General features: G+C 59.0%; 3 protein-coding genes. All 3 read left to right on the top strand.

All coding sequences use genetic code 11. The annotated features are described in order from the left end of the window. A partial coding sequence (locus ABIZ35_RS24740; protein WP_348222604.1) for a hypothetical protein occupies positions 1-952 on the top strand: 952 nt, incomplete at its 5' end. 90 nt (positions 953-1,042) lie between these two features. Next, entirely contained in the window at positions 1,043-1,225 is a 183-nt protein-coding gene (locus tag ABIZ35_RS24735; RefSeq protein ID WP_348222603.1) for a hypothetical protein, read from the top strand. Between the two features lie 138 nt (positions 1,226-1,363). Next, positions 1,364-1,681: a hypothetical protein gene (locus ABIZ35_RS24730; RefSeq protein WP_348222602.1), complete on the top strand. Its 318-nt coding sequence runs from the start codon at positions 1,364-1,366 to the stop codon at positions 1,679-1,681. The last annotated feature ends 101 nt before the right edge of the window (positions 1,682-1,782 follow it).

Genomic DNA, 1,782 nt, shown 5'->3' with positions numbered 1-1,782 from the left:
TTCGTCCTTGGGGGAAGATGAGTTCGACGAAAGCCGTCTGCGCTGCTTGGCCGTGGGCGGGCTGATCGAACGGGATCGCCTGGAAGAAGCCTTGGAAGTCGCCGCGACGATCCGCGATCCATTCTGGAATGGAAACGCGGGGTACCGGATCGTGGAGGGACTGGCGTTTGCGGGACGGAACGCCGAGGCGATGGATCTTGCCGAGAGTTACGTGGAGGACAGCAAACCGATCGCGCTGGCGGCGGCCGCCGCCGGGTTCGCGCGCAGCGGCCGTTTCGATGACGCCGGTGAAGTCGGGGCGCGGATCGATCACATTTACTGGTTCGAACAAGCCATGGCCGACACAGCCGCCGCGCTTTTCGCAGCGGGAGACGAGAGCGAAGCGTTAGAAATGGCGCGTTCTCTGACCGACAGCCATTTGAAGAGCGTCACGGAGGCAAAGATCGCCGAGATCGCGTTTCAGGCTGGGCATGAAGACCTCGGGATCTCGATTGCCTTGTCCGTGGAAGACGACTGCACGAGGGTCGAACTTTTCGTAAAACTGTCGTCATTCAAGGAAGACGAACTCAGCATGGACTTGCTGCTAAGCGCCTATCAGGAAGCGCGCGACTCCACGGAACTCATGGTGTATAACTCCTCGGCGCAGTTGATCGCCAAAGGCTTTGCGAAGCGCGGAGAATGGGAGCATGCGTGGTCGGTGGTGAACACAATCGATCACAATTACGCGCAGTCCCTCGCGGCGGCGGAATTGATCACCCTGGATCCATCCTTCCTCCTCAGTGACACACAGGAGGTGTGGGAGAATATCCTGGCTCGGTTCTGCGGCAGGCGGCGCACCGATATGATCCTCGCGACACCTGTCCTGGCGGCTATTCTCGCCAAGTCCACCGGTCCACATGCGGGCCTGGCGCTCTTCGAAGTGCTTCGCGAGGTTCGAACGGAATGGCCCTGACGCTGCTCCTCCACATGAAATATAACTTTGAGTTCCGCCGCCATAAAAATACTTTTTAGCTAGCGTTCATTTTGATGGTACAATGTCCTCATGAATGAAGGCCTTCCGTGCATCCGATGCGGCGAAGAGACGGTTTACGCCGGCGACCAGTATTGCTCTCTTTGCACCACAGACAATAATTCACTGAGGATTCCGAAGGCTCCCAACGCCAGACAGTCCGTTCCGCTGCTGCAGTGGTGCTTGATCATGATCAAGCAAGTTTTCGTCCATTAATCGTCCACATCTGCATTTTTTATCGACCCCGCCGCTCCTCATTTTCCGAGGGCGGCTTTTTTATGGCTGGGAGACGCGCCGGAGGATGTCCGCGAGGTACACTTTCCCTGACCGCCATCGCGGCGGGAAGGCGTCGAAATGAAGATTTTTAGTAACAAGCGAGCCTTGACGACGCTGGTCGCGCTGCTGGCTCTGGCGCTGCTCGGGGCGTCAACGCTGATCGCGCCGCAGGATGTGCGTATCGTACAGTCGGGATGCGCATGCGGCCGCACGCTGCGCTGGCTGGAGCCGCTGCGCGGCGATAATAGCACGCAGTATCGTCTGGACGTCGTGTCCGTCGGCGATCCCAAGCACGCTCACGAATACGATCCGCCGCAGACCATCGGGATCACGCGCATGTCTCTGTGGAGCCTCTGGCGTTTGAAGCGCACGCACGAAAAGATCGCCCCCTTCTAAGCCTTGTTCTCAATCTGGAAAGCCGACTATGACCTTCGAAACCCCGGAGACGCCGGAAACCCCGCCGCCGACGCCGCCGAAAAAGAAGCCCGCCTCGCGGC

This window comes from Capsulimonas sp. (genome assembly GCF_039929585.1).
In the GTDB taxonomy this organism is placed as follows: domain Bacteria; phylum Armatimonadota; class Armatimonadia; order Armatimonadales; family Capsulimonadaceae; genus Capsulimonas.
This window is presented reverse-complemented; position numbering and strand designations above follow the sequence as displayed.

Excerpts from the sequence above, each read along its gene's own strand:
- ABIZ35_RS24735 (WP_348222603.1), top strand. The coding sequence starts at position 1,043 with ATGAATGAAGGCCTTCCGTGCATCCGATGCGGCGAAGAGACGGTTTAC.
- ABIZ35_RS24730 (WP_348222602.1), top strand. The coding sequence starts at position 1,364 with ATGAAGATTTTTAGTAACAAGCGAGCCTTGACGACGCTGGTCGCGCTG.